The organism is Pantoea sp. X-Soil-ISGK-275 (assembly GCF_059730795.1).
Genome location: NZ_AP035976.1, coordinates 404,052 through 428,634, shown reverse-complemented (window position 1 = coordinate 428,634; position 24,583 = coordinate 404,052). Strand labels below are relative to the sequence as shown.

The 24,583-nt window shown below is 56.3% G+C and carries 18 protein-coding genes; 6 read left to right on the top strand and 12 right to left on the bottom strand.

The genetic code is table 11. The features are described 5' to 3' along the window. Positions 1-164 precede the first annotated feature (164 nt). The 4 genes from AC6I8A_RS01890 to gltP form a co-directional block, all read right to left on the bottom strand. Positions 165-6,233 carry an autotransporter outer membrane beta-barrel domain-containing protein gene (locus AC6I8A_RS01890; protein WP_497817928.1) on the bottom strand — a complete coding sequence of 2,023 codons (6,069 nt, stop codon included), beginning with the start codon at positions 6,231-6,233 and terminating at the stop codon, positions 165-167. Positions 6,234-6,723: 490 nt separating this feature from the next. Beyond that, positions 6,724-8,154 carry a PTS N-acetylmuramic acid transporter subunit IIBC gene (gene murP / locus AC6I8A_RS01885; protein WP_497818928.1) on the bottom strand — a complete coding sequence of 477 codons (1,431 nt, stop codon included), beginning with the start codon at positions 8,152-8,154 and terminating at the stop codon, positions 6,724-6,726. Then, positions 8,154-9,065 (bottom strand): N-acetylmuramic acid 6-phosphate etherase, encoded by a 912-nt coding sequence (gene murQ / locus AC6I8A_RS01880; protein WP_497817927.1) that lies wholly within the window; start codon positions 9,063-9,065, stop codon positions 8,154-8,156. Before murQ ends, murP begins: the two co-directional genes overlap by 1 nt. Before the next feature lie 171 nt (positions 9,066-9,236). Then, complete coding sequence (gltP, locus tag AC6I8A_RS01875) at positions 9,237-10,538, bottom strand: glutamate/aspartate:proton symporter GltP (protein ID WP_007888562.1); 1,302 nt, start codon at positions 10,536-10,538, stop codon at positions 9,237-9,239. Positions 10,539-11,119: 581 nt separating this feature from the next. Between gltP and acs the strand changes: the two genes are divergently transcribed. The 3 genes from acs (at position 11,120) to actP (ending at position 15,224) form a co-directional block, all read left to right on the top strand. Then, positions 11,120-13,075 carry an acetate--CoA ligase gene (acs, locus tag AC6I8A_RS01870; RefSeq protein WP_265300689.1) on the top strand — a complete coding sequence of 652 codons (1,956 nt, stop codon included), beginning with the start codon at positions 11,120-11,122 and terminating at the stop codon, positions 13,073-13,075. 173 nt (positions 13,076-13,248) lie between these two features. Continuing rightward, positions 13,249-13,575 (top strand): DUF485 domain-containing protein, encoded by a 327-nt coding sequence (locus tag AC6I8A_RS01865; protein WP_256698171.1) that lies wholly within the window; start codon positions 13,249-13,251, stop codon positions 13,573-13,575. Then, positions 13,572-15,224: a cation/acetate symporter ActP gene (actP, locus tag AC6I8A_RS01860; protein ID WP_265300686.1), complete on the top strand. Its 1,653-nt coding sequence runs from the start codon at positions 13,572-13,574 to the stop codon at positions 15,222-15,224. The genes AC6I8A_RS01865 and actP overlap by 4 nt, the downstream gene beginning before the upstream one ends. 173 nt (positions 15,225-15,397) lie before the next feature. On the opposite strand, the gene AC6I8A_RS01855 is transcribed toward actP, so the two are convergent. The 4 genes from AC6I8A_RS01855 to AC6I8A_RS01840 all read right to left on the bottom strand — a co-directional run bounded on the left by AC6I8A_RS01855 (position 15,398) and on the right by AC6I8A_RS01840 (position 17,821). Then, positions 15,398-15,943: a YfaZ family outer membrane protein gene (locus tag AC6I8A_RS01855; RefSeq protein WP_008109987.1), complete on the bottom strand. Its 546-nt coding sequence runs from the start codon at positions 15,941-15,943 to the stop codon at positions 15,398-15,400. 139 nt (positions 15,944-16,082) lie between these two features. After that, the gene (locus AC6I8A_RS01850) at positions 16,083-16,625 is read right to left on the bottom strand and encodes a YfaZ family outer membrane protein (RefSeq protein ID WP_479486499.1); all 543 of its coding nucleotides are present in this window, start codon (positions 16,623-16,625) and stop codon (positions 16,083-16,085) included. 85 nt (positions 16,626-16,710) lie between these two features. Next, on the bottom strand, positions 16,711-17,406 hold the full coding sequence (locus tag AC6I8A_RS01845; RefSeq protein WP_256698168.1) for an LrgB family protein: 696 nt from the start codon (positions 17,404-17,406) through the stop codon (positions 16,711-16,713). Then, positions 17,399-17,821 carry a CidA/LrgA family protein gene (locus tag AC6I8A_RS01840; protein ID WP_256698167.1) on the bottom strand — a complete coding sequence of 141 codons (423 nt, stop codon included), beginning with the start codon at positions 17,819-17,821 and terminating at the stop codon, positions 17,399-17,401. Before AC6I8A_RS01840 ends, AC6I8A_RS01845 begins: the two co-directional genes overlap by 8 nt. A 104-nt stretch (positions 17,822-17,925) precedes the next feature. On the opposite strand from AC6I8A_RS01840, the gene AC6I8A_RS01835 reads away from it, so the two are divergent. Next, entirely contained in the window at positions 17,926-18,828 is a 903-nt protein-coding gene (locus AC6I8A_RS01835) for a LysR family transcriptional regulator (protein ID WP_479486498.1), read from the top strand. 65 nt (positions 18,829-18,893) lie between these two features. Here AC6I8A_RS01835 and AC6I8A_RS01830 read toward each other — a convergent pair whose 3' ends face one another. The 4 genes from AC6I8A_RS01830 to soxR all read right to left on the bottom strand — a co-directional run bounded on the left by AC6I8A_RS01830 (position 18,894) and on the right by soxR (position 23,476). Next, entirely contained in the window at positions 18,894-20,543 is a 1,650-nt protein-coding gene (locus tag AC6I8A_RS01830; protein ID WP_256698164.1) for a Na+/H+ antiporter, read from the bottom strand. A gap of 139 nt (positions 20,544-20,682) precedes the next feature. Beyond that, a complete protein-coding gene (locus AC6I8A_RS01825) occupies positions 20,683-22,032 on the bottom strand; it encodes an NCS2 family permease (protein WP_293791885.1) in 1,350 nt (449 codons plus the stop codon). Positions 22,033-22,290: 258 nt separating this feature from the next. Beyond that, entirely contained in the window at positions 22,291-22,956 is a 666-nt protein-coding gene (locus AC6I8A_RS01820; protein ID WP_293791886.1) for a glutathione S-transferase family protein, read from the bottom strand. A 43-nt stretch (positions 22,957-22,999) separates the two neighbouring features. Beyond that, complete coding sequence (gene soxR / locus AC6I8A_RS01815; protein WP_008109977.1) at positions 23,000-23,476, bottom strand: redox-sensitive transcriptional activator SoxR; 477 nt, start codon at positions 23,474-23,476, stop codon at positions 23,000-23,002. A gap of 98 nt (positions 23,477-23,574) precedes the next feature. Here soxR and soxS point away from each other — a divergent pair, with 98 nt between their 5' ends. Further along, positions 23,575-24,006 carry a superoxide response transcriptional regulator SoxS gene (gene soxS, locus AC6I8A_RS01810; protein ID WP_036649992.1) on the top strand — a complete coding sequence of 144 codons (432 nt, stop codon included), beginning with the start codon at positions 23,575-23,577 and terminating at the stop codon, positions 24,004-24,006. A 254-nt stretch (positions 24,007-24,260) separates the two neighbouring features. Next, a complete protein-coding gene (locus AC6I8A_RS01805) occupies positions 24,261-24,542 on the top strand; it encodes a YjcB family protein (RefSeq protein ID WP_008109973.1) in 282 nt (93 codons plus the stop codon). Positions 24,543-24,583 lie beyond the last annotated feature (41 nt).

The following is a 24,583-nucleotide window of genomic DNA, read 5'->3' as shown; positions in this document are numbered from 1 at the left end:
GGCTTGAGCTTTAGCGCCAGTTTCACATTCAAAGCAATAAAAAAGCCGCTTTGCAGCGGCTTTCACACTTTGGTTACTGATGTCATCTATTAACCTGGTTTTACAGTAAACCCAATCAATCTTTTAATTTAAAACGCACCTGCAGCGCAAAGGGCGCAGGGAAATCAGAATTGCCAGCGAACCCCCACGTTATACCGCCACCCTTTAGCACCGTTGCCCGCAATCTCTTTGCGATAATCCGCCTCGGCGTACAGCGATACATCCTTCTGCAAGGTGGCAGTGCCGCCGGCACCCACTTCCCACATCTGACCAAATTTTCCGCTGCTGAAGGTGGCGCCAAACGCCGGATTATCCACCGAAGACACCGACGTATCCGCCGCTCCGCCCCAACCTTTGTAGTAGTTAGCGCGCAGATAAGGGGTGTATTGGCGATTGCTGTCGTCGGTCCACGTGCGATCGAGGCGCGCGCCCAAACGACCAATGGTTTGGTTGTAATCGCCGTAACGTACCTTGTTGCCGTCTTTATCGGTGAAGTCGTCCATATCCAGCTTCATGTACATCAGCTGCGCCTGCGGCTCCAGCTTATAGCCATCGCCCAACTCGAACGGATAGCCGCTCTCCAGCGATGCCGTCCAGCCGTTGCCTTTCAACTTCGCCACCTCTTGCGTGCGCGCAATGTCGGTTTCGCCGCGATGCCAGTCAAACGACAACACGCCATCCAGATAGAAACCGCTTTGACGCTGCCAGGTGCCGTAAAACGCCAGGCTATCGCTGTCGAACGTGGTGCTGCTGTAACCGTCAGCCGCGTGTGGACGAATGCGTGTATTACCGCGCGTATAGGCCAAACCGCCGCGCAAGCTGTCTTGCTCGCCGTCGAGGCGCAACAGATTGCCGCCCACCTGTACCGCGCTGTAATCAAGATCAAAGTCATAACCAAAGTCGCGGAAACTCTTATCGCTCTTGTACTTCAGGTTCGAGCCGATGTAGCGCAGGAACATCTCGCCGCCGTTGCCTTCCGGACGCGTCTGCTCGTGGCGCAGTTCGCCGAGGCGCTTATGCAGATCGTCGATAATCGCCGAGGTGTAATAGGCAAGGCCAACCGGTGCCGACACATAGGAAGGCACCTGCGGCACCACCGCTGGGCGCGAATCGTAGCTTTGCGGCGTACCAAAGGCATCAGTGATGAAGGTCGGCTGGCAGCTGTTGCCATCTTCACACACGTAGTAGTTCGCCAGACGGTAATCCCAATAGTTATTGCCGCTGCCGCTGACTAAGCGTTGATTGGGATCGCTACTGCCCGGCGCGAAGGTGTAGAGGCGATATTGCCACGGCCCGGCGCCGAGATAGCCATCTTTCAGCGCGAAGCTGTTAGCGCTGGCATTACCGCCGACCTGTGCCAGCGAGATCCCTTCGTTGCCCTCCACGCCACCATTTTGATTGAGATCGGTCAGTGCGCCAGTGCTGGCATCGGCAAGCTCCACATTCACTAGCGTGGTACCGCTGGCATTGCCGGTGACATTGAGATGGTCGGTGAACTGGTTGCTCAGCGCACCGCCCTCATTCAGATTGGTGACCAGATTGAGCTGGCCGCCGCTTGATGCCAGTGAGCCCGCAATATCCAGCGTGTTGCCCGGCGAACCCGCGCCGTTGGTGAGATCCAGCGTACCGGCGTTGTTCACCACCAGCGAATCCGCCGTTCCACCCGACAGCGTTGGATGCACGTTATCGCCGGCAAACAGCGTAGAGTCAGCATCCACGTTGATAGTGCTGTGCGCCAGTTGCAGGTTATCGGTCAAAGTCCATTGGGTGTTGGCGAAGTTGATGGTGCTCCAGCCGCTGCCGAGGTTGACCCCTTTGCTGAGATCGTCGGCGCTGAAGCTACCGCCGCGTGAATCGATCTGGTTGAAGGTTAAGGTGTTACCGGTGCCGGTGCCGCTGGTGAGATGGTAGGTGGTGCCGAGATCGACATTGCTCACTTCAGCGGTGTTGTTGTTGTCATTGCCCATGGTCAGGCTGCCGTTGAGCGTACCGCCCGTCCAGCGGAACCGATCCGATCCGCCGCCTGGGTTGATATCGCCCTGCACTGCGCCTTCCGTCAGCAGGATTTCGTCATCGGCGTTGCTGCCCGCCACCGCCACGGTTTGTGGATTGGCGGTGATGATGCTGCCGAGGTTTTCGAAGATGGTTTTACCACCACGCAGATCCACCACCGGCGCCGTCAGGCTGTTGGAGGTGAAGTTGCCGGTATTGACGATGGTGCCTGCGGTGCTTGAGACCAGCGCCGATCCACCCGCCGCATTATCAATATTCACATTAGCGGCGGTGGTGACATTGCCCGTGGTGTTGGCGCGAATACCGGTGCCGCCCGCGCCGGTAACATTAAATTGATAGCCCGAACCCAGCGTAAGATCGCCGCCGGTGGTCGAGCCATCGGCGTTGGCGATGTTCAAACCGGTACCGCTGCCGTTCACGTTGGTGGTCACGGTTGAAGCCGGATCGAACGGTACGGCGGTGCGAATCCCGTTGCCGTCGCCGACATTAATGGTGAGATTGCGCAGGCCGACGTTGCTCAGTTCGGCGCGGTTTTCGATGCCGTTGCCGCTGCCCAGCACGTTAACCGTGGCATCGCTGGCGCTGAGTGCGGTCGCGCCGCTATCCAGCAAGATGCCGTGCGCGTTGCCGCGCGTGGTGATCACCGTGTCGCTACCGGTTAAAGCCAGCTGCGCGCCATCGCTGATGCGCACGCCCGCCGTACCGTTATCGACATTAATGGTGCCGCCTTTCGCCAGCGTGCTGCCGCTGCCGGAGACATCCAGCCCGGTGCCGTTGGCCACGTTGACCACGCCGTTGTTGGTCAGCGTACTGCCAGCGCGCGAACGGATACCGATGTTGTTGCTGCCGGTAAGATTCACATTGCCGTTGTTGACCAACTCTGCGCCGTTGGTGACGTCAAAGCCAATCGCACCATTGCCCGCGCCGCTGACGTTGCCGTTGCTGGTGACGCGGGTAGCCGCTGACGTGCCATCCAGCGCGTTACTCAGATCGGTACGCAGATTATTCACCAGCACGCCGACCGCGTTGCTGCCGCTGAGATTAATGCTGCTGCCGCTGTCCAGCGTGGCGCTCGCGCCGCCTTCTGCGCGGATTGCCGTGCTACCCTGGCCGCTGGCGGTGAAGTTGGCGTTGCGGCTATTCAGGCTGCTGCCGCTGCCGGAGATGATCGCGCCGGTGCTGTTACTGGCGCTGGAGGTAAGGGTTGTTGGAGAGGCGAAACTTAGCGCTGCGCCGTCATCAATGCGATAACCGGTTGAGCCGCTGGTGTTAACGTCCAAGGCGTTGGTGGCGGAGCTGATGCGCGATCCGCTGCCCGCCGCGTGATAGGCGATCTGGTCGCTGTTGTTGAATACCGGCGCTGAACCAGCAGCGATATTCACCAGCGCGCCGTTGAGCGCTTCCGCCCCGATTGCGCCGGTGCCGTTCAAATTCAACGTCCCACCATTCAGGTTCGCTACCGCACGATTGCCGCTGGCGCTAACGCCGCGACTGCGGTTGGTGGTGCTGCCGCCGTTAACGTTGATGGTGCCGGTATTATTGGCGGTGGTGGCAAAGGTACTGCTGCCACTGTTCACTGCGATGCCGGTGCCGCCATCGTTGATATTGATGTTGCCGCTGTTGGTGCCGATTGCACCGCTCTCCACGCGGATGCCGGTTGAATTGGCGCCGGTGAAAGTGATATCGCCAGTGTTGGTCAGCTGCGCGCGATTACGCGCCACATAGCCGGTCAATCCACTCTGCGCAGCATTTAAAGACGCCGCAGAGTTCAGGCTGGTGCTGGTCACCGGCGAGCCGCTGTTTCTGCCGAAGATATCGTGTTTTTGTCCGTCAACGATCGCGCCAATCGCGTTGCTGCCGGTGAGGTTCATGGTGGTTGCCGCGTTAATCACGCCATTTGCGCCCCCTTCCACCGTGATGCCATTCGCGCCGCTGCCGCTGACGTTGATCACCGCCGCACCACTGTTGACATCGGTGCCCGCCCCGCTGCCGAGCACCGCTGTTGAACCTGCTCCGGAAGCGGTGAGCGACAAGGCGTTGCCGTTAAAGTCTGCGCCCTGCTCAACGCGGAACAGCTTGGAGTTCTGCGTGGTGACATCAAACGGATTATTGCCCAGCACGTTGATCAGCGCATTGGGGCCGTAGGCGAAGAAGGCAATCTGGTTGGTGCCATTGGAGAAAGTCGGTACGGCAGCCGGATCCACCGTAACAGTGGAATTACCGCGCGCATGCACGCCAATCGCGCCATTGCCGCTAAGGTTAATCGGGCCATCGACGGTGGCTTGCGCCGTGCCCGTTCCTTGCCCTTCCACCCACACGCCGTAGTTGCGCGTGCCGCTGGCCGGATCGGCCCCGCCCGCCACGTTAATGGTGCCGGTTGAGGTGGCACTCGCGGTGTTGCCATTGGTGGCCAGCACTTTCAGGCCGGTGCCGTTCACGCCATTCAGATTGATGGTGCCCGCGTTATTGATGTTGCCCGCACTGTTGGTCACCAGCATGCCGACGTTTTCGCGCGGTATGGTGGCAGCCGCGCCGTTCACATTGATGGTGCCGTTATTAATCATGGTGGCGTTATTAGCACCTGTCGCCGACATCCCCGCTGCGTTTTGCGTTTTCGTCCCGATGGTAATGCTGCCCTCGTTGACCGCGTTGCCGTTGGCGACCAAGGCGATACCGCTGGTGAGCCCGCTCTGGTTCATCGCGGTATCCGCCGTCGCCTCACCCAGGCTGTTTTGCGGGCCGCGACCAATGTAGATATTGCCGCTGGCGTTATTGGTAAAGCTTGAAGTGGCATCGGTCAGCAATACGCCGGATGCGGTGCCGCGCGCACTGGAACCGTTAACGCCGACGTTGATATTGCCGCTGTTATTGGCGCTGGAAGACACACCCAGATTGATGCCCGCCACGCCATACTGCGAATTGCTGCCGGTGGTGGCGAAATTGAGGATGCCGTTGTTGTTGAAGGTACTGCCAGTTTGCACGGCTACGCCGTTGGCACCGTAGCCGGTCGAACCAATGCCGGTGCCATCCTGACGGTTGAGAAATCCGCCGTTAATCACACCATTGTTAATCCCGCTGCTGTTGTCGGTCAGCACCAGCGCCGTGCCGTTATTGGTGATGCTGCCTCGGCTCGCCAGCTTGCCATCAATCACCGCCTGCGCACCGTTCGAAGCTTTAATCGCTCCGCCGGTTGCGCCCACCACTTCCAGCGTTTTACCCGCCGCCAGATTCACTTTCGCCCCCGCGCCATTGGCATTAATCACAATGCGATTTTGTATCGGTTGCGTGACTTCATCGGGCGGTGTGGCACTGACGTTGTAAACAATGTTGGCATTGGTGAAGGTGACGGCTTTGTTGAATTCGGTGAGATAGCGCGTTTTATCGAGGTTGCCTGACTGAAGTTGGCTGATCAGCCAGTTATTGTAGCTTTGCAGTTGGCTGGCGTTAGTGACGCTAAAACTGGTGCTGTTGCCATCCAGCGTCTGCACGCTGAAGGCCCCGTTATAGGTGGCGAGATTTTGCACCTGATAGCTGCTGGTGGCCGAGCCTGCGCCGTCTGGCGTAGCGGTTGAGCCGAAGAAGCTAATGCGGTTGTTGCTGTTCCAGTTTACCGTGCCGGTGCCGCTCACATCAAAAAGCGCTGTCTGCTTGGCTGCCATGGTCCAGCTGTTGGTGCTGGCGCTGCTGAGCGCATTGGCCTGGCCGATATTCACGTCCAGCGTGCCACCTGTCACATCGGCAATACGCGCGTCGATATATTGGCCATTATTGACGTTTTGCACATCCGGCACGCTGGTGGCGCTGGTGACGGGCGCTAATGCGACAAGACTCGCAGAGTTGTAAACCTGGAACGTGCTGTTGGTGCCGGTGGCTGCATCGGGCGTGGTGATGGCAAAGTTTTGCGGGCCGGGATCAAGGCGATCCTGATTGAGATACTGCGATCCCGAGGTGATTGCTACTTGTCCGAGCGTGGTGGTGACTGCGCCATCTGTTCCTGCCGTGAACGCCTGATTCCCGGTAAGGGTTTCATTGCCGCTGCTGACGGTAATTTTACCTATTTGGTTGTCATTATTTTGTGGTGTGTAAGTCCCTAATGTAACAGCCTGACTTTGCATGGCTGGATAAACCAGCAATTGCGCCGCCAACATTCCTAATGCGATAGGATTTAATGTAAACCTCATACTTCCTCCAATGGGCGTGCAGCGTCCGCGCTGTTATTGCAACAGCGTTAAATTCATCGCGAGGGGATAAAGCGGCAGGTGAATACCAATCCCGTGTAGCAATCTAATTTGAGAACAACTGTGTGAAGAAATACGGTGCAGCGAAAAAAGGGATGGAATTATTGTTATAGATTAATTGGCTTAAGGTATAGACATTTTTGCTTGCCGATGCAAAAAGCAATTTCGGGCAACTAATTGTGAAATCGGACAAATGGTTGCGATGTGCATTAAATATTTAAAAATAAATAATACCAATATAAATTTAAGTTCTGGTTATCTATCTCCTTAATAAATCCTTTATTTTTTACTGACACTTAACTTACAGATGGCACTTAATGGATTAATGGGGCAGTGCCAGGGTGAGCGAGACGAGAGAATCTTAAAGCGTGATCGAAATCACGTTTATACCAGGTCGCCATGAATGGCGACCTGGTCGATATCCGCATTTTACTTAACTCAAATCCACATCGCGGGTGCCGCCCCACCAGGTAAAGGCAAACCCGCCAATCCACGCCACAATCAGACCGGCGAGATACACCGCCATTCCGGCAAAAATGCCCTGCGATGACGTCATTAGTGGCAGCGTGACTAAACCGGAAGGGCCAAACACGGTGTTCATGCCCACCGGTAATCCCAGCCACGCCACCAGCCCGATAAAGAAGCCGCCCAGCGCGCCGCCAAAACAAGCGGTAATAAACGGCTTCAGGCGCGGCAGCGTCACACCATAAATCAGCGGTTCACCGACACCAAGCAGCCCCGGCACAATCGCACCTTTGATCTGTTTACGCAGCAGCGAGTGTTTGTCCGCTTTGCACCACAACGCCAGCGAGGCGCCCACCTGCCCCGCGCCAGCCATCGCCAGAATGGGAAAAAGCGAGTTAAAGCCCTGGGTTTCCATCAGCGCGAAATAGACTGGAATAAAGCCCTGATGAATGCCAAACATCACCGCGATCAAAAACAGTCCGGCCAAAATAGCGCAACCAAATGGATTGTTATTGAGATGAATAAACAACCATGACATGCCTTTAAACAGTTCACCGCCGATCGGCATAATCACCAGGAAAGTCACCGCACCGGTAATTAATAACGTCAGCAACGACGTCAGGATCATATCGAGATTATCGGGAATGATTTTTCGCAGCTGTTTCTCAATCCAGGCACCAAATATCGCCGCCAGCAGCACGCCTATAATATTGCCGCGTGGATCAATTACCATACCGAAGAAATCCTGCATCCCGCTGTAATAGCCAACTTTGGCGTCAGGCACATAACCGAGTACAAACAGCGAGGCGATAATGGCGCCGTTGACGCCGGTCCCACCAAAGGCTTTCTGCGCGTTGTAGCCGATCAAAATACTCAGGAAGGTAAACAGCCCTTTGCCGAACACCTTCATGTACGCCACGGTATCCAGCAGCCAGCGTGCATGATCGCCCGGCTGATTGAGGTGAAAGATCTGCTCGATCAGCGTGGCAAAACCCAGCAGTAAACCGGCACCGATAAAACCGGGGATCAGCGGCGTAAAAATGGTGGCAAAGCAGGAGAGAAAACGGTGCAGCGCGCTGGTCTGTTTCGCCTTCATCTGCTGCTTTTGCGCGCTGGCGATGGCCTGCAGATCGCCTGGCGCTTGTTGATTGAGCAGCGCCTGCATCTTCTCCGCTGCGGTTTGTGCTTTGCCGGGGCCGAGCACAATCTGCAACTGCGCATCGCTGTCGATCACGCCCAGCACGCCCGGCAGCGTTTTGAGTGTGGTGCTGTCCACTCGCGTGGCATCGTTAAGCGTCAGACGCAGACGCGTCATGCAGTTGCCGCACTGCTGCACGTTGCTGGCGCCGCCCACCGCCTGCAGAATGTCGCGCACCAGACCTTCAGTAATGGCCGCCATCATTGCGCTCCTGCGTCACGTAACGCGTTGCGAATAAAGCCCTGATTCTGACTTAACAGCGATTTCGCTTCAGCGGCCGTTAATCCCGCCAGCACCATGACAATCGCGGTTTTACAGTGTCCCTGACACGCCGCCAGCGCCTGCTGCGCGGTGGCATCGTCACAGTCGGTGGCTTGTTTGACGATGTTCACCTGGCGCTGCACCAGCTTCTGATTAGTGGCTTCGACATCAACCATCAGATTGCCGTACACCTTGCCACTGCGAATCATCGCGCCGGTGGTGAGCATATTGAGCACCAGCTTCTGCGCCGTTCCGGCCTTCATGCGCGATGAACCGGTAACCACTTCCGGGCCCACCACCGGCGTTAGCGCCACATCCGCGGCCTGCGACATCGGGCTGTTGGGATTGCAGGTTAACGCCGCAGTAAATGCGCCCTGCTGACGCGCATACGCCAGCGCGCCCAGCACATACGGCGTGCGGCCGCTGGCGGCAATGCCGACCAGCACATCATTAGCATTGAACTGGATATCCCGCAGATCCTGCGCGCCCTGCCCCACATTGTCTTCGGCGTTTTCTACCGCCTGCAGAATCGCGGTGTGGCCGCCGGCAATCAGCCCAACCACCTGGCTGCGCGGCGTGCCAAAGGTCGGCGGACATTCGCTGGCATCCAGAATCCCCAGACGACCCGACGTGCCCGCGCCGCAATAGATCAGGCGACCGCCTTTGCTGAAGGCTTGGGTAATGCCATCCACCACCTGCGCAATCTGCGGCACGATGGCTTCTACCGCCAGCGCCACTTTTTTGTCTTCATCATTAATCACCCGCAGCATGGCTTCGGTGGACAGCTCATCGATGTTCTGACTGGCGGGATTACGACCTTCGGTGATCATCTGGCTGAGATCGATCTGCATGCGACACTCCTGTGAGAGAATAATTTATTCGTAAAACTATATATCACACAGAATTGTTAATTCCTCTGCTGCGTGTGATTTTTTTGCTTTTGCCACAGCAGGCATAAAAAAACCCGCCGAAGCGGGTTTCAGTGCGTAGCGGTCGCTATTAATCGCGACCCTACGACGTTATTAACTGGCGCTTTGGGTGCGCAGCTGTTGCTCGTAGGCGGCGGCTTGTTTGGTGTCGAACTGGTCTTCCCAGCGCGCAATCACCAGCACCGCCAGCGCGTTACCGATCACGTTCAGCGCGGTACGCGCCATGTCCATGATGCGATCCACACCGGCGATAAACGCCAGACCTTCCAGCGGAATGCCCACGCTGCCCAGCGTCGCCAGCAGCACCACGAAGGAGACGCCCGGCACGCCGGCGATACCTTTCGAGGTCACCATCAGCGTCAGTACCAGAATAATCTCGTCGGTCAGCGACAGGTCGATGCCATACAGCTGGGCAATAAAGATCGCCGCGATGCTCTGGTACAGGGTTGAACCGTCGAGGTTAAACGAGTAACCGGTTGGCACCACGAAGCTGGTGATGGCTTTCGGCGCACCGTAGGCTTCCATCTTCTGCATGATGCGCGGCAGCACGGTTTCTGAGCTGGAGGTGGAATAGGCAAGAATCAGCTCGTCTTTCAGAATGCGCATCAGCGTAGTAATGCGCAGCTTACAGAAGCGCGCCACCGTGCCGAGCACCACGAAAGCAAAGAACAGAATCGCCACGTACACCAGCAGCACCAGCTTGGCGAGCGGATAGAGCGAAGCAAAACCGAAGTTCGCAATGGTGACCGCAATCAGTGCAAACACGCCGACTGGCGCGTAACGCATGATCATGTGCGTCACTTTAAACATGGTTTCGGAAATCGAACGGAATACCGTGACCAGCGGATCGCGATGTTCCGATGGCAACGCCGACAAGCCCATCCCAAACAGCACCGAGAAGAAGATAATCGGCAGCATGTCGCCCTTCACCAGCGAGGCGAAGATGTTCTGCGGGATCAGCGACAGAATGGTGGTGACCAGACCGTGCGGTGCGCCCTGAACGGCTTCGGTTGTGGCTTCGTATTTAGAGATGTCCACCGTTGCCAGCGTTGACATATCAATGCCGCTGCCGGGTTGGAATACGTTGGCCAGCGTGATGCCGACCACAATGGCAAGGGTGGTGATCACTTCAAAATAGATAATGGTTTTGACACCAATACGTCCGAGCTTTTTCGCATCACCCACGCCAGCAATGCCGACAATCAGTGAGGAGATAACAATCGGTACCACAATCATCTTGATCAGATGAATAAAGATGTCACCCGCTGGCGTCAGAATGTTAGTGATTAACCATTCACGATCGTCGGGCTGATTATGCAGCACGGTTCCCACAATCACGCCCAAAATCAGCGCGACGAGGATTTGCCATGCAAGGGTGAACTTAAAACCTTTCATAACGCGTTATTTCCTCAGTTAAAAACCCCTTTGCTCTGCTGCGAAGGTGCAGGAGAAATGTCACACAGGGAAGTGAGCAAAAGCCCGATAAAATAGAGGGTTATTTATGACTACGTCGGTTACAGCTGTGCAGGCATTTTGCGCCTGCGGAGTGATGCAGTCTGAGTTGATACCTGCTGAACAGGGCCGAGATAAGTACCATTTTCACTACGGTAAATGCAACCCCCGGCGTGATAGCGCAAATCTTATTCAGGTTAGTAGCATAAAATGCTGACAAAGGTTAACAGCTATAACTCGCTGTTATGAAAAGTGTTAATTCGATAATTTTCAGCATAGCTATGCAATATTGCGCAAAAAGCGGCCCGGCGCGTTTGCTGATTATTTGCACAGAAGAACCAGAAATCTCTTAGGCTTAAAGCAGAAAATCGGACTGATCGCGCGGCGTTTTGACTCTGCGTTCGTGAGGCATTTGGCGGTGATAACAGGTCGTGATCCAGACTACAAAACAGAAACAAAGCCCTGTTGCGGTCTTCAATTAACCATTGATTGACATATGATTAACATCTTCAAGGAGGTCAGCCATGAGCCAAATACACAAGCATCCCGTACCCGCTGCCATTGCAGCGAATGCTCTCATTAATGCCGATCAGTATGCGGCGCTGTATCAACAATCGGTTGACGATCCCGACACCTTTTGGGGTGAGCAAGGCAAAATCCTCGACTGGATTAAGCCTTACAGCAAAGTGAAAAATACCTCCTTTGCCCCCGGCAATATTTCCATTCGCTGGTATGAAGATGGCGAGCTAAACCTCGCCGCTAACTGCCTTGATCGCCATTTGGCCACGCGCGGCGACCATCCTGCCATCATCTGGGAAGGCGACGACGCCAGCGAAAGCAAAACCATTAGTTTCCGCGAACTGCATGCGGACGTCTGCCGCTTTGCCAATGTGCTCGGCAGCCTGGGAGTGAAGAAAGGCGACGTGGTCGCGATCTATATGCCGATGGTGCCCGAAGCGGCCGTAGCGATGCTGGCCTGTGCGCGCATTGGTGCGGTGCACTCGGTGATCTTCGGCGGCTTCTCACCGGAAGCGGTTGCTGGACGCGTGGTCGATTCCAACGCCAAACTGATCATCACCGCCGATGAAGGCGTGCGTGCTGGTCGCAGCATTCCGCTGAAGAAAAACGTCGATGATGCTCTGAACAATCCCAACGTCACCACGGTGAAAAATGTGGTGGTGTTTAAGCGCACCGGTAAAGACACCGGCTGGCGCGAAGGCCGCGATCTGTGGTGGCACGATCTGATGGCGAAGGCCAGCGATCAGCACCAGCCGGTTGCTGTTGATGCCGAACATCCGCTGTTTATCCTTTATACCTCCGGCTCCACCGGCAAGCCGAAAGGCGTGCTGCACACAACCGGCGGTTATCTGGTGTATGCCGCCAGCACCTTTAAGTACGTATTTGATTATCATCCGGATGATGTTTACTGGTGTACCGCCGACGTCGGCTGGATCACCGGTCACAGCTATCTGATATACGGTCCGCTGGCGTGCGGCGCAACCACGCTGATGTTTGAAGGCGTGCCGAACTGGCCGAAGCCGAGCCGCATGGCGGAAGTGGTGGATAAACATAAGGTGACGCTGCTGTATACCGCGCCAACCGCGATTCGCGCGCTGATGGCCGAAGGTGATAAAGCGATTGAAGGCACCGATCGCAGCAGCCTGCGCATCATGGGTTCGGTGGGTGAACCGATCAACCCGGAAGCCTGGGAGTGGTATTACAAGAAGATTGGCGACAGCCGTTGCCCAATCGTCGATACCTGGTGGCAAACCGAAACCGGCGGCTTCATGATCACGCCATTGCCGGGCGCAACTGAACTGAAAGCCGGTTCCGCCACCAAACCGTTCTTCGGCGTGCAGCCTGCGCTGGTGGATAACGAAGGCAATCCGCTCGAGGGCGCGACCGAAGGCAACCTGGTGATCGTCGATTCCTGGCCAGGCCAGGCGCGTACGCTGTATGGCGATCACGATCGTTTCGAGCAAACCTACTTCTCCACCTTCAAAAATCGCTACTTCAGCGGTGACGGCGCGCGCCGTGATGAAGAGGGTTATTACTGGATCACCGGTCGCGTCGATGACGTGCTGAACGTTTCCGGTCACCGTCTTGGCACCGCCGAAATTGAGTCGGCGCTGGTGTCGCATCCGAAGATTGCCGAAGCGGCGGTGGTGGGCATTCCGCACAGCATCAAAGGCCAGGCGATCTACGCGTATATCACGCTCAACCACGGTGAAGAGCCGTCGCCAGAGCTGTATACCGAAGTGCGTAACTGGGTGCGTAAAGAGATTGGCCCGATTGCCACGCCGGATGTGCTGCACTGGACCGACTCGCTGCCAAAAACCCGCTCCGGCAAGATTATGCGTCGCATTCTGCGCAAAATCGCTGCGGGCGATACCAGCAATCTCGGCGATACCTCTACGCTGGCCGATCCGGGCGTGGTAGAGAAATTGCTGGAGGAGAAACAGTCCATCTCAATGCCGTAAGCGGCATTGACCCGACGGAGAGTGTCAGCCTGTCCCCGGCAGGCTCCTCTCCGTCACCTTTACCTTACGCCGTATGCTTTTCACCATCGCACAACCTATATAACTAGAATATTCAGATGGTTAAATCACTTTATTGTGAGATTGCTGTCTGCCTTGCCTCTGGAGAAAATGTGATGAACGAAACCCCTGAACAGGAAGCAGTCTGGCAACAAGTCGAGAATAATCCGCGCTTTCATGAGCTGGTGCACAAGCGCCAGGCGTTTGCGCTGCTGCTCAGCGTGATCATGCTGGTGCTCTACATCGGCTTTATTCTGTTGATCGCCTTCGCACCCGGCTGGCTCGGTACGCCGCTGCACGCCGGCACTAACGTCACGCGCGGTATTCCGATTGGTGTCGGTTTAATCGTGATGTCATTCGTGCTGACCGGCGTCTACGTGTGGCGCGCCAACGGCGAGTTTGATCGTCTGACCAAACAGATCCTGAGCGAGGTGAAATCATGAAGCGCCTGCTTTCAATATTTCTCGCGGTAGTGCCCGCCAGCGTGTTTGCCGCCGATGCCATTACCGGCGCGGTGCAACGGCAAGCCACCAACTATGAAGCCATTATCATGTTCGTGGTGTTTGTCGCCGCGACGCTTGGCATCACGTATTGGGCTTCCAAACGTACCCGCTCACGCAGCGATTATTACACCGCAGGCGGCAATATCACCGGATTCCAGAATGGCCTCGCCATCGCCGGTGACTTTATGTCCGCCGCCTCCTTCCTCGGTATTTCTGCTCTGGTTTACACCTCGGGTTACGACGGGCTGATCTACTCGCTCGGCTTCCTCGTCGGCTGGCCGATGATCCTGTTTTTGATTGCCGAACGGTTGCGTAACCTCGGGCGCTATACCTTTGCCGATGTGGCTTCTTATCGCCTCGCGCAGAAACCGATCCGTACGCTGTCGGCTTGCGGCTCGCTGGTGGTGGTGGCGCTCTATCTGATTGCGCAGATGGTGGGTGCCGGTAAGCTGATCCAGCTGCTGTTTGGCCTCGACTACCATATCGCGGTGGTGATGGTCGGCATTTTGATGGTGCTGTACGTGCTGTTCGGCGGCATGCTGGCGACCACCTGGGTGCAGATCATCAAAGCGGTGCTGCTGCTGTTTGGTGCCAGCTTTATGGCGATTATGGTGATGAAAGCTGTTGGCTTTAGCTTCAATACGCTGTTCACCGAAGCGATGGCGGTGCACCCAAAAGGCGCGGCGATTATGCAGCCTGGCGGGCTGGTGAAAGATCCGATTTCGGCGCTCTCATTAGGTCTTGGTTTGATGTTCGGTACCGCCGGTTTGCCGCATATTCTGATGCGCTTCTTCACCGTGGCTGATGCGCGTGAAGCGCGTAAAAGCGTGTTCTGGGCCACCGGCTTTATGGGCTACTTCTACTTCCTGACCTTTATTATCGGCTTCGGCGCGATTTTGCTGGTGGGAGCGAATCCCGCCTTCAAAGACGCCAGCGGCGCATTGCTCGGCGGCACCAATATGGCGGCGGTGCATCTGGCGAATGCGGTCGGCGGCAGCCTGTTTCTCGGCTTTATCTCGGCGGTGGCCTTCGCCACCATTCTGGCGGTGGTGGCCGGTTTAACACTGGCGGGCGCGTCGGCGGTTTCACACGATCTTTATGCCAGCGTGATCCGCGAAGGTAAGGCGACGGAACGCGATGAACTGCGCATCTCGAAGATCACCGTGCTGGTGTTGGGCGTGGTGGCGATTGCGCTGGGGATTCTGTTTGAGAAACAGAACATTGCTTTCATGGTCGGCCTGGCGTTCTCGATTGCTGCCAGCTGTAACTTCCCGATCATTTTGCTGTCGATGTACTGGTCGAAACTGACCACGCGCGGCGCGATGGTGGGCGGTTGGCTGGGACTGATTACTGCGGTGCTGCTGATGATCCTTGGCCCGACGATTTGGGTGCAGGTGTTGGGGCATGAGAAGCCGATTTATCCGTATGAGTATCCGGCGCTGTTCTCAATGCTGGCGGCGTTCATCGGCATCTGGCTGTTCTCGATTACCGACCATTCAGCACGCGGGGCGCAGGAACGTGCGCGCTTCCGTGGGCAGTTTATTCGCTCGCAGACGGGGATTGGGATTTCGCAGGGTAAATCGCATTAAGTCCGTGCTGGCTTCCCCTCACCCTAACCCTCTCCCATAAATGGGAGAGGGAACCGATCGGCGCGTTTTTCTCCTTCTCCCGCTTGCGGGAGAAGGCCGGGATGAGGGACAGACCGCTCCCAAACAAAAATGGCGACCCGTTGGGCCGCCATTTTTCATTTTAATTCAGATGATTAGAAACGCAGTGACGCGCCGACGTACGGGCCATCGACCAGTACGTTATCTTTGCGGCTGCCTTTATTGTTGAGCTCGATGTACTGATAACCCACACGCAGGTTCAGCAGAGAGATCGGCGTGAAGCTCAGGCCGCCCGAGGCTTCCTGGTAGCTATCCAGACGATCGGAGAAGGCTTCTGGCGCATAGTAATATTCGCCGTACAGGCCCCACATGCTGTTGAAGCTGTATTGCGCTGCACCACCGACTGCCACGGTGAAGCCATCACGACCATCTTCCGGATGGGTGAACAGCGCTTTCGCAGTAGGTGCAATGCGGAAATCGCCCACGTCGATGTTATAGCCGAGGCCCGCGCCGTAGGTGCTGCCATCGTGATCGCTGCGCAGCCAGTTGCCTTTCAGGAACAGGCCAGGTGAAGTGGTGCCGAGGCCAAGGTTCAGGTTGGTGCTATGCTCACCCACGTCAACACTGCCCTCAATTGCCTGCGCGCCGCTGCTCAGCAGTGCCAGACCCAAAACGCTTCCAGTAACAAGTTGCTTTAACATGTGATTCCACTCCATGAAGGACAATTAATTCGGCGGCAAGGGTACCAGCCTGGCGACGAGAGACAACATTATTTGGAAAGCTTTACGTAAAAATGGATTACAGCGGGGGGAAGATGGCCCCGAGGGGCCATTTGTAAGACTAGAAACGCCAGGCTGCTCCAAGAAAAAGACCATCAACCGAACGATGAGTAGTATTACTGCTCAAGCCACTGCCCAAGTAGCGGTAACCGGAACTTAGCGTTAACCAGTGGGCTGGTTGGTAGTAAATTCCCGCCTCAAACTGATGCAGGTGCTCCAGGTTATAATTGCCGACATTTGGCGACATGCTGAAATCGAGGTAGAGCCAGGTATGATTAGCTTGCGGCAGCGGAGCCATCGCACGGATACCTGCATTTGCCCCGAAGCTGGAGGATTTATCATGGTTCAACTCAGCCCAGAATAAGCCCACGCGAGGAACAATACGCAGTGCGCCCATAGCGACACCATACCCCAGATTCGCGTCCACTAATTCTGACTGATGTTTTGCATTCACATACTCAATCCCATATTGCAGGCCTGGCGCGGTTTTTTGGCTATTGATTGCGGCAGCAAAGAAATCACTCCCACCCTTTACGCCGATTTCCTGAGCGATTACCCCAGCGGAGGCCAACAGCAGCCCCATTGCAAAATACTGACTTTTCATTTTTTCGCTTCCTTATCGTTTAAGCGGGCAAACAATAAGCAAAGCGATGTGGTTGCAGTATGAGCAATGACTCAAAACAAAGGCATTATGACACCCATAATAAATGGTTCAGCAGCGGCGCCAGAATCACCGTCACGACGCCAGACAGCATCATCACCAGGCTGGACACCACGCCTTCCTGCTGGCCGAGTTGGTAAGCGCGCGCGGTACCTGCGCCATGTGATGCGGCGCCAAATCCCGCGCCTTTGGCGACGCCTTGTTTGATAGCGATACGCAGAAAAAGTACATCACCCACCGCCATGCCAAACACGCCGGTGATCACCACAAACAGCGCCACCAGATCCGGCTGCCCGCCAATCGGCTGCGCGGCTGCCAGCGCAAACGGCGTGGTGATCGAGCGTACTGCCAGGCTGCGCTGGATGGTTTCCGGCAGCGTCAGCAAGCGCGCCAGCCACACCGAGCTGCATACCGCCACCAGCGTGGCCGTCAGCACGCCCACGCTGAGCGACAGCCAGTGGCGCTTGATGATGTCGAGGTTCTCATACACCGGCACGGCAAATGCCAGCGTGGCCGGACCGAGCAACCAAATCAGCCAGTGACTTTCGGCGATGTAATTTTTCCAGCTGACATGAGTGAGCAGCAGCAGCGCCACCAGCACCAGCGGCGTCAACACCAGCGGCATCAATAGCAGCGTGCGCCAGCGCCGATAGATAATCTTGTTGAGGTAATAGACCAGCAGCGTGAACGTCAGACACAGCAGGCTAATCAACAGATCATTCATGATGCACCTGCTTACGCGCGGCGCGCGCCAGTTCGAAGCGGTATAAACGATCGACCACCAGTGAAGTGGAAGCCAGCACCAGCAAGGTACTGACGCCAATCACCACGCAGATGCGCCAGCCTTCGCTGCGCAGCAAATCGCTGTAGTTCACCACCGCCACCACTGCCGGAATAAAGAACAGCAGCATTTCCGCCAGCAGCCAGTTAGCACCGGCTTTCACCCAGCGCAGCGGCACGATGCGCGTCATGATTAACACCAGCAGCAGCACCATGCCAACCACATTGGCCGGCAGCGGCAGATGCAGCCAACTCACCAGCCTGTCGCTAAAAATAAACAACCCGACATACAGCACCAGCTGCAGCGGAACAAACGTACGTTGCAGGAGATCCGTTCTGCGCGGACTTAATGCCATCATTGCCTTGCACCCTGAGGAAGAATTGAGGTGTCCAGTATAAATCCGCCGCAAACGGTGAAAGAAATGAATTAAAATCATTCAAACTATGCCAAAAAGGAATGTTTATGGACGTGCGCGCCCTGCGCTACTTCACTGAAGTGGTGCGTCAGCAAAGCTTCACCCGCGCCGCTGAGAAGCTGTTCGTGACGCAGCCGACTATCAGCAAAATGCTGCGCCAGCTGGAAGAGGAGCTCGGCTGCACCTTGCTGCTGCGTGAAGGTCGCAAACTGCATCTTACTGATAGCGGCCAGGCGGTTTACCAGCGCGGATTGGTGATTCTGCAGGAATTCCACCAGCTCGAAGCGCAGTTGGGCGACATTAACCAGTTGAAAACCGGCGAGCTGCGGCTGGGTATTCCGCCGATGGTCGGCATGCAGATGGCCGGATCGATCTCCGCCTTTCGCCGCCGTTATCCGGGCGTACAGCTGAAAATATCCGAGTTCGGTGGATTGACGGCGCAGCAAGCGGTACTGAGTGGCGCGCTGGATATCGCCCTCACCGCGCTGCCGATTGAGCCAGAACTGCCGCTCAATACGCTGGAGCTGATGCACCATCCGCTGTGCGTGCTGCTGCCGCGCAGTGAACAATGGCACGATCACCACACAGTCGGTTTGGCGGAGTTAGCTGAACATCCGTTGCTGATCCTCAATGAAGAGTTCGCGCTGAATCGCCAGATCCGCAAAGCGTTTCAACGTCAGAACCTGACGCCGACGATTGCGCTGCGCAGCGCGCAGTGGGATTTTCTCGCCGCGATGGTGCAGGCGGGCATGGGATTGGCGATTCTGCCGGAGCCCATTTGTCAGCGGTTGGATAAACAATCGCTGCTGTGGCTGCCGCTGGAATCGGAGTTGCAGTGGAGTTTAGGGTTGATTTGGCGGGAAGGCAGTTATCTGTCGCGCAGCGCCGAGGCGTGGATTGAGTGTTGCCGTGAACATTGGCCGGATAGTGCGCCGCGGCTGTCGGTGTGAAAACGGCCGCAGCGCATTAATGTCGATAGGTCGCCATGAATGGCGACCCTACGTTTGGCTTGCTGCTATTCCTCTTTCTCTATCAGCAGCGCTTCCAGCAGATCGAGATCGTGCAGCAGTTTCTGCATCGTCTCGTTGGAGATCTCCTGCGTGGCGCGCAGATGATAAACCTCGGCACGCTCGGCACGCAGCGCATTGAGGCGGAAACGACGTTCGAGGTTTTCGGCAAATTGCGCCTGTTCGATATCGTTTTTGCCCTCCGCGCGGCGACGCAGATTACCAATCACGCGCAAACTGACCTCTTTCAGCAGTTCCGGATCGATGTTCTCTTCGGTGTCGGTTTCGAGACGCTGCTCCATTTTATGCAGGCTCTCAATCGCCACGCCCGCCATCGCAGCACGTGCGAACTGAATCTCACGACGATGGCCAACCTTGTCGATGCTCTCAACGTCACGCAGCAGAATCGGCAAGATCACCACACCCACCAGCAGCGACACCAGGATTACGCCGGTGGCGATGAACACCAATTCATAGCGCGCTGGGAACGGATCGCCGTTGCTGAGGAACAGCGGAATCGACAGCACACCGGCCAGCGTGATGGCGCCGCGTACCCCGGCAAAAGAGGCAATCAGCAGTTCACGCAGCGAGTAGTTGGTAAACTCCAGCGGCTTCTTTTTCAGCAGACGCATACTGGTGCGCTTCATGATCCACAACCAACCGAAACGCACTACCATCAGCGCGGCGTAGACCAACAGAACGTCGGTAAACAGCATCCACAGTTCGACGTTGGGATCGGCTTGCGCTTGCGCAATCGAGGTGGAAAGGATGTCGGGCAGTTGCAGGCCGAGCATCAGGAACACCATGCCGTTGAACACGAACTCAAGCATCTGCCACACGCTGTTCGCACGCAGACGCATCGCCAGCGGTGCCTGGCGGATAATGCCGGAACGCGTGATGGTCATACCGGCGGCGACGGCGGCGAGGATGCCCGACACGCCAAGGTGTTCCGCAATCAGGTATGAGGCGAACGGTAACAGCAGCAGCAGCACGGTTTGGGTTGCCGGGTCATCACCGCTCCAGCGGCTTAGCAGACGCAGTGAGCGGCCATACAGCCAGCATATCGCCACACCGGCAACCAAACCGCCGACCGCCACTTTGAGAAACTCGACGCTGGCGCCGCCCCACGTAAACACCATGGTGCCCATCGCCACCGCGACGGCAAACTTCAGCGATACCAGACCCGATGCGTCGTTCATCAGGGCTTCGCCCTGCACAATCGACATGATTTTTTTCGGGATGCGCCCTTCACCGACAATGCCGGACAGCGCCACGGCATCGGTTGGCGACAGCACCGCCGCCAGCGCAAAGGCGGGAATCAGCGGAATGCCTGGCACCAGCCAGTAAATCAGGTAGCCAATCCCGACCACGGTGATCAGCACCAGAACCAGCGCCAGCCCCATGATTTCGCGACCGTGATGCAGGAACTCATTAATCGGCGTTTTCCAGCCATCCGCGAATAGCAGCGGCGGAATGAACAGCACGAGGAACAGCTCCGGATCAAAATCGACATGCAGGCCGAAGACGGGAAACGCGAGCAGTGCACCGGCGGCAATTTGCACCAGCGGCAGGGGAATTTGAAACGGCAGAATACGTGCCGCCACGCTGGAGAGTGAAACCACCAGCGTCATGATGAGAATAGTAAAGAAGATTTCCATGCTTTCCTTAGGCGAATCAATTTCATTAAAGCGATGTTGTTGCGTGGGAAAGTGTAAAACAAAACGCCGCACAGCGGGGCAACCCGATGTGCGGCGTGGCGCAGAAAGCGAATAATCCTGGAATTATTCAACTTTGAGGTCAGATGGCCCAGCCACCGGCATAGAACGCCACCAGTGCGACAGCAATCACCACGGTGCCAACGTTTAGCTTGCGCCACTCGCCGGCAAACAGGCGACCAATCACCAGTGAAGCGAAGCCGAGCATGATGCCGGTGACAATGTTGCAGGTCAGCACGATGAACACTGCGGTCAGCAGGCCGGACATCGCATCAACGAAATCGTTGAAGTCGATTTTTGCCACGTTGCTCAGCATCAGCAGGCCAACGTACATCAATGCTGGAGCCGTCGCATAAGCGGGAACCAGATAGGCTAGCGGTGACATAAATAGGATTACCAGGAACAGCAAACCCACCACAATCGCCGTCAGACCGGTTTTACCGCCCGCCGCCGTGCCTGCCGCCGATTCGATGTAGACCGCAGCCGGCGAAGCGCCAACCAAACCAGCGAACAGGCTGCTGACGGAATCGGTGGTCAGCGCACGACCGCCGTTGATGATCTGCCCCTCTTTATCCAGCAGATTCGCCTGGCCTGCTACCGCGCGAATGGTGCCGGTGGCATCAAAGACTGCGGTCATCACCAGCGCCAGCACGCTTGGCAGCACCACAGGTTGCAGCGCGCCCATGATATCAAGGCTAAACATCGCCGATTGCCCGTTGGCATCCTTCAGGCTCGGCATGGCGAACAGGCCTTGGTAGGTCACTGCTGGATCGAAAATCAGGCCAAGAATCGAGATGGCGATGATGGTCAGCAGAATACCGCCCGGCACGCGGCGTTTTTCCAGACCGAAAATCGCTGCCAGGCCGACCAGCGACATGATCACCGGGAACGACGCGAACTGACCCAGCGCCACCGGCAAACCCGCAGCCGGGTTTTTCACCACCAAACCAATGCCGTCAGCGGCGATCAGCAGCAGGAACAAGCCGATACCGACACCGGTTCCGTGCGCCACGCCCATCGGCAAATTACGCAGAATCCACGCACGGATGCCGGTGACCGAAATCAGCGTGAACAGTAAGCCCATCAGGAACACTGCGCCAAGCGCCACCGGCACACTGATGTGCTGGCCAAGCACCAGGCTGAAGGCGGTGAAGGCTGTCAGCGAGATGGCGCAACCAATCGCCATTGGCAGGTTGGCCCACAAGCCCATGACAATCGAACCAAAGCTAGCGACTAAGCAGGTGGCAACGAACACCGCCGTTGGCGAGAAGCCCGCTTTGCCCAGCATGCCGGGCACCACGATGACGGAATACACCATCGCCAGAAACGTTGTCAGACCCGCCAAGACTTCCTGATGCACGCTGCTGCCGCGTGCAGAGATATTGAACCAGGCGTCCAGTTTTCCACTGGCCGGGCGCGATTCGCCAGACATAATTCTTCCTCAATATTTTTGTGATGTGAGTCGCCGCGCGGCGCACGTTTGCTGTTCCCTGATGGCGGATTTTCATGACGAAAATCCAGGCAAACGTTTACGTCGCCGCGTATTCCAGGTCGTAAAGGGGGACGCTGAAAAAAGGCAAACGATTATCTGGCGTTTGCCATGGGGTTTTCAACTCCTAATCGCGGGCATGACAGGATAAATCCAGGCTTTCGCCCCGTAGGGTCGCCATTCATGGCGACCTGGCTGAACTTAGCGGCTCAACTCAATCTCACCACCCTGCTGGATTGCACGTTGCCAGGCAGCGCGCTGCTGCATGGTTTCCAGCCAGCGGGCGGTGGCGGGCATATCGCGCAGTGAACCACGCAACTGCAGCGCCAGCAGCGGAAAGCTCATCTGCACATCGGCGATACTAAAACGTGAACCGGCAAAAAATGGATGCTGCGTAAGATGCTCTTCAATCACGCTGCCGTGCAAAGCCAGCTGCTTATTCAGCCAGGCTTTCTGAATCCCTTTGCTCAGCGCGATACCCGCCGGACGCAGCAGCCACGGGACCGGCTTTTTGCCAAACTGCGCAAACACCAGCTTCATTACCAGCAGCGGCATCAGCGATCCTTCCGCGTAATGCAGCCAGTAACGCGCCTGAATCTGTTCATCTTCATGGCTCAGCGCCAGCTGATGCTCGCTGTCATATTTGAGTTGCAGGTATTCGAGAATCGCGCCCGACTCGGCAATCACGCGATTGCCGTCGGTAATCACCGGTGATTTACCCAGCGGATGCACTTTCTTTAACGAATCGGGTGCCAGCAGAGTGTTTTCACGCTGATAGCGTTTGATTTGGTAAGGCACCGCGAGCTCTTCCAGTAGCCATAACACGCGATGCGAGCGGGAGTTTTCCAGATGGTGAACGGTGATCATACGGTTTCCTTGCCGGTAAAAGTGTTCCGCCAAGTATAGTCGATCAGCGTTTTTGCTCGTCTTGTTCCGGATCGAGTAGCACCGCACCCGAACCTTGCTCGCCCAGGCGGTCACCCGGATTGCGTAGCGGGCAATCGCGCATCGATAAACAGCCGCAGCCAATGCAGCCATCCAGATCGTTACGCAGGCGCGTCAGGGTTTCGATGCGTTTATCCAGCTCCTCGCGCCAGTGTTGCGTCAACGCGTCCCACTCCTGCGTCGACATGCGCTTATTGGCCGGCACATGTGTCAGGCTGTCGCTCACCGTCGCCAGCGGAATGCCGATGCGTTGCGCAATTTTGATTATGGCCACGCGACGCAGCACGTCACGGCTGTAGCGACGTTGATTGCCGCCGTTGCGCGAGCTGAAAATCAATCCTTTGGTCTCATAGAAGTGCAGCGCCGACACCGCCACGCCGCTGCGCTTCGCCACTTCACCCGGCGTTAAAACCGGCTTCGGGTAATTGCGTTCTTTTTTCATTTAGGGCCTTTACCTCAAGTTAACTTGAGGAATTATACTCGCACCCCAGCAAAACTTCGAATTTCTCACCAGGCAAACAACATCAGAAGGATGAGGCTATGATGCAACAGGAAATCATTCATTCGCTGTCCAACTGGATCGATCAGAATCTGGATAAAGCGCTGTCTATTGATGAAGTCGCGGCAAAATCAGGTTACTCAAAATGGCACCTGCAGCGTATGTTCCGTGCCGTCACGAAACAAACGCTGGGTGGCTATATTCGCGAACGTCGTCTGACGCTGGCCGCTGAAGCGCTGCGCCAAACTCAGCGTCCGGTGTTCGATATCGCGATGCAATACGGTTATGACTCGCAGCAGACTTTCTCGCGCGTGTTCCGCCGTCAGTTCTCACAAACGCCTACCGCTTATCGTCACACCATGCGTCGCCAGGCGATGATTCAGCGTCCACGCTTGCTCAGTTTTGACTGTGCAGACAACAACATGACCAGTTTTGCCCAGCGTACAACCGGCGAGTGCTGCCCGGTTAGCTAACCTTTACTGCGCGCCCCTTGCGGGCGCACCTCGCTTTTCCTGCCTGCTTCAGCCTCCAGTTCGATAAAAATCTTTCTACCTGACCCGGTATAAATTTTGTTCAAAATTTAAAATCGAGTGATATAATGTGAGCCAAGTCACACTTTCCTGTATTCAGTAAGACGGCCTGAAGGACTTCCCTGACCTTCCTTCTTCGCCGCCAGTGATGTCGATTGAATGTCGGGGATATCACTGATTCTAAGAGGTTTTTGCAGATGGCCACCTTAACCACCAGTTTAATTGTTATGCGCTGGGAACTCCTGAGTGCGGTAATGATGTTCTTCGCCAGCACCATGAAAATTCGACTGCGTCAGAACAGTCATCACGTGATGGCGCTGCTGTGCGGTGGTATTGGCGTGGGCATGTCTTGCTGGTTTGTCACCGGCCTGCTCGGTATCACGCTGAGCATGGAGAATCTGCATAACTTCATGGAAATCTCCAAAAACGCCTTTATTGAAGTGATGAGCCAGACGCCAACCGATTGGCCAATGCCTTAATCGCCGCCAATAAAAAACCCCGCCGAAGCGGGGTTTTTTAT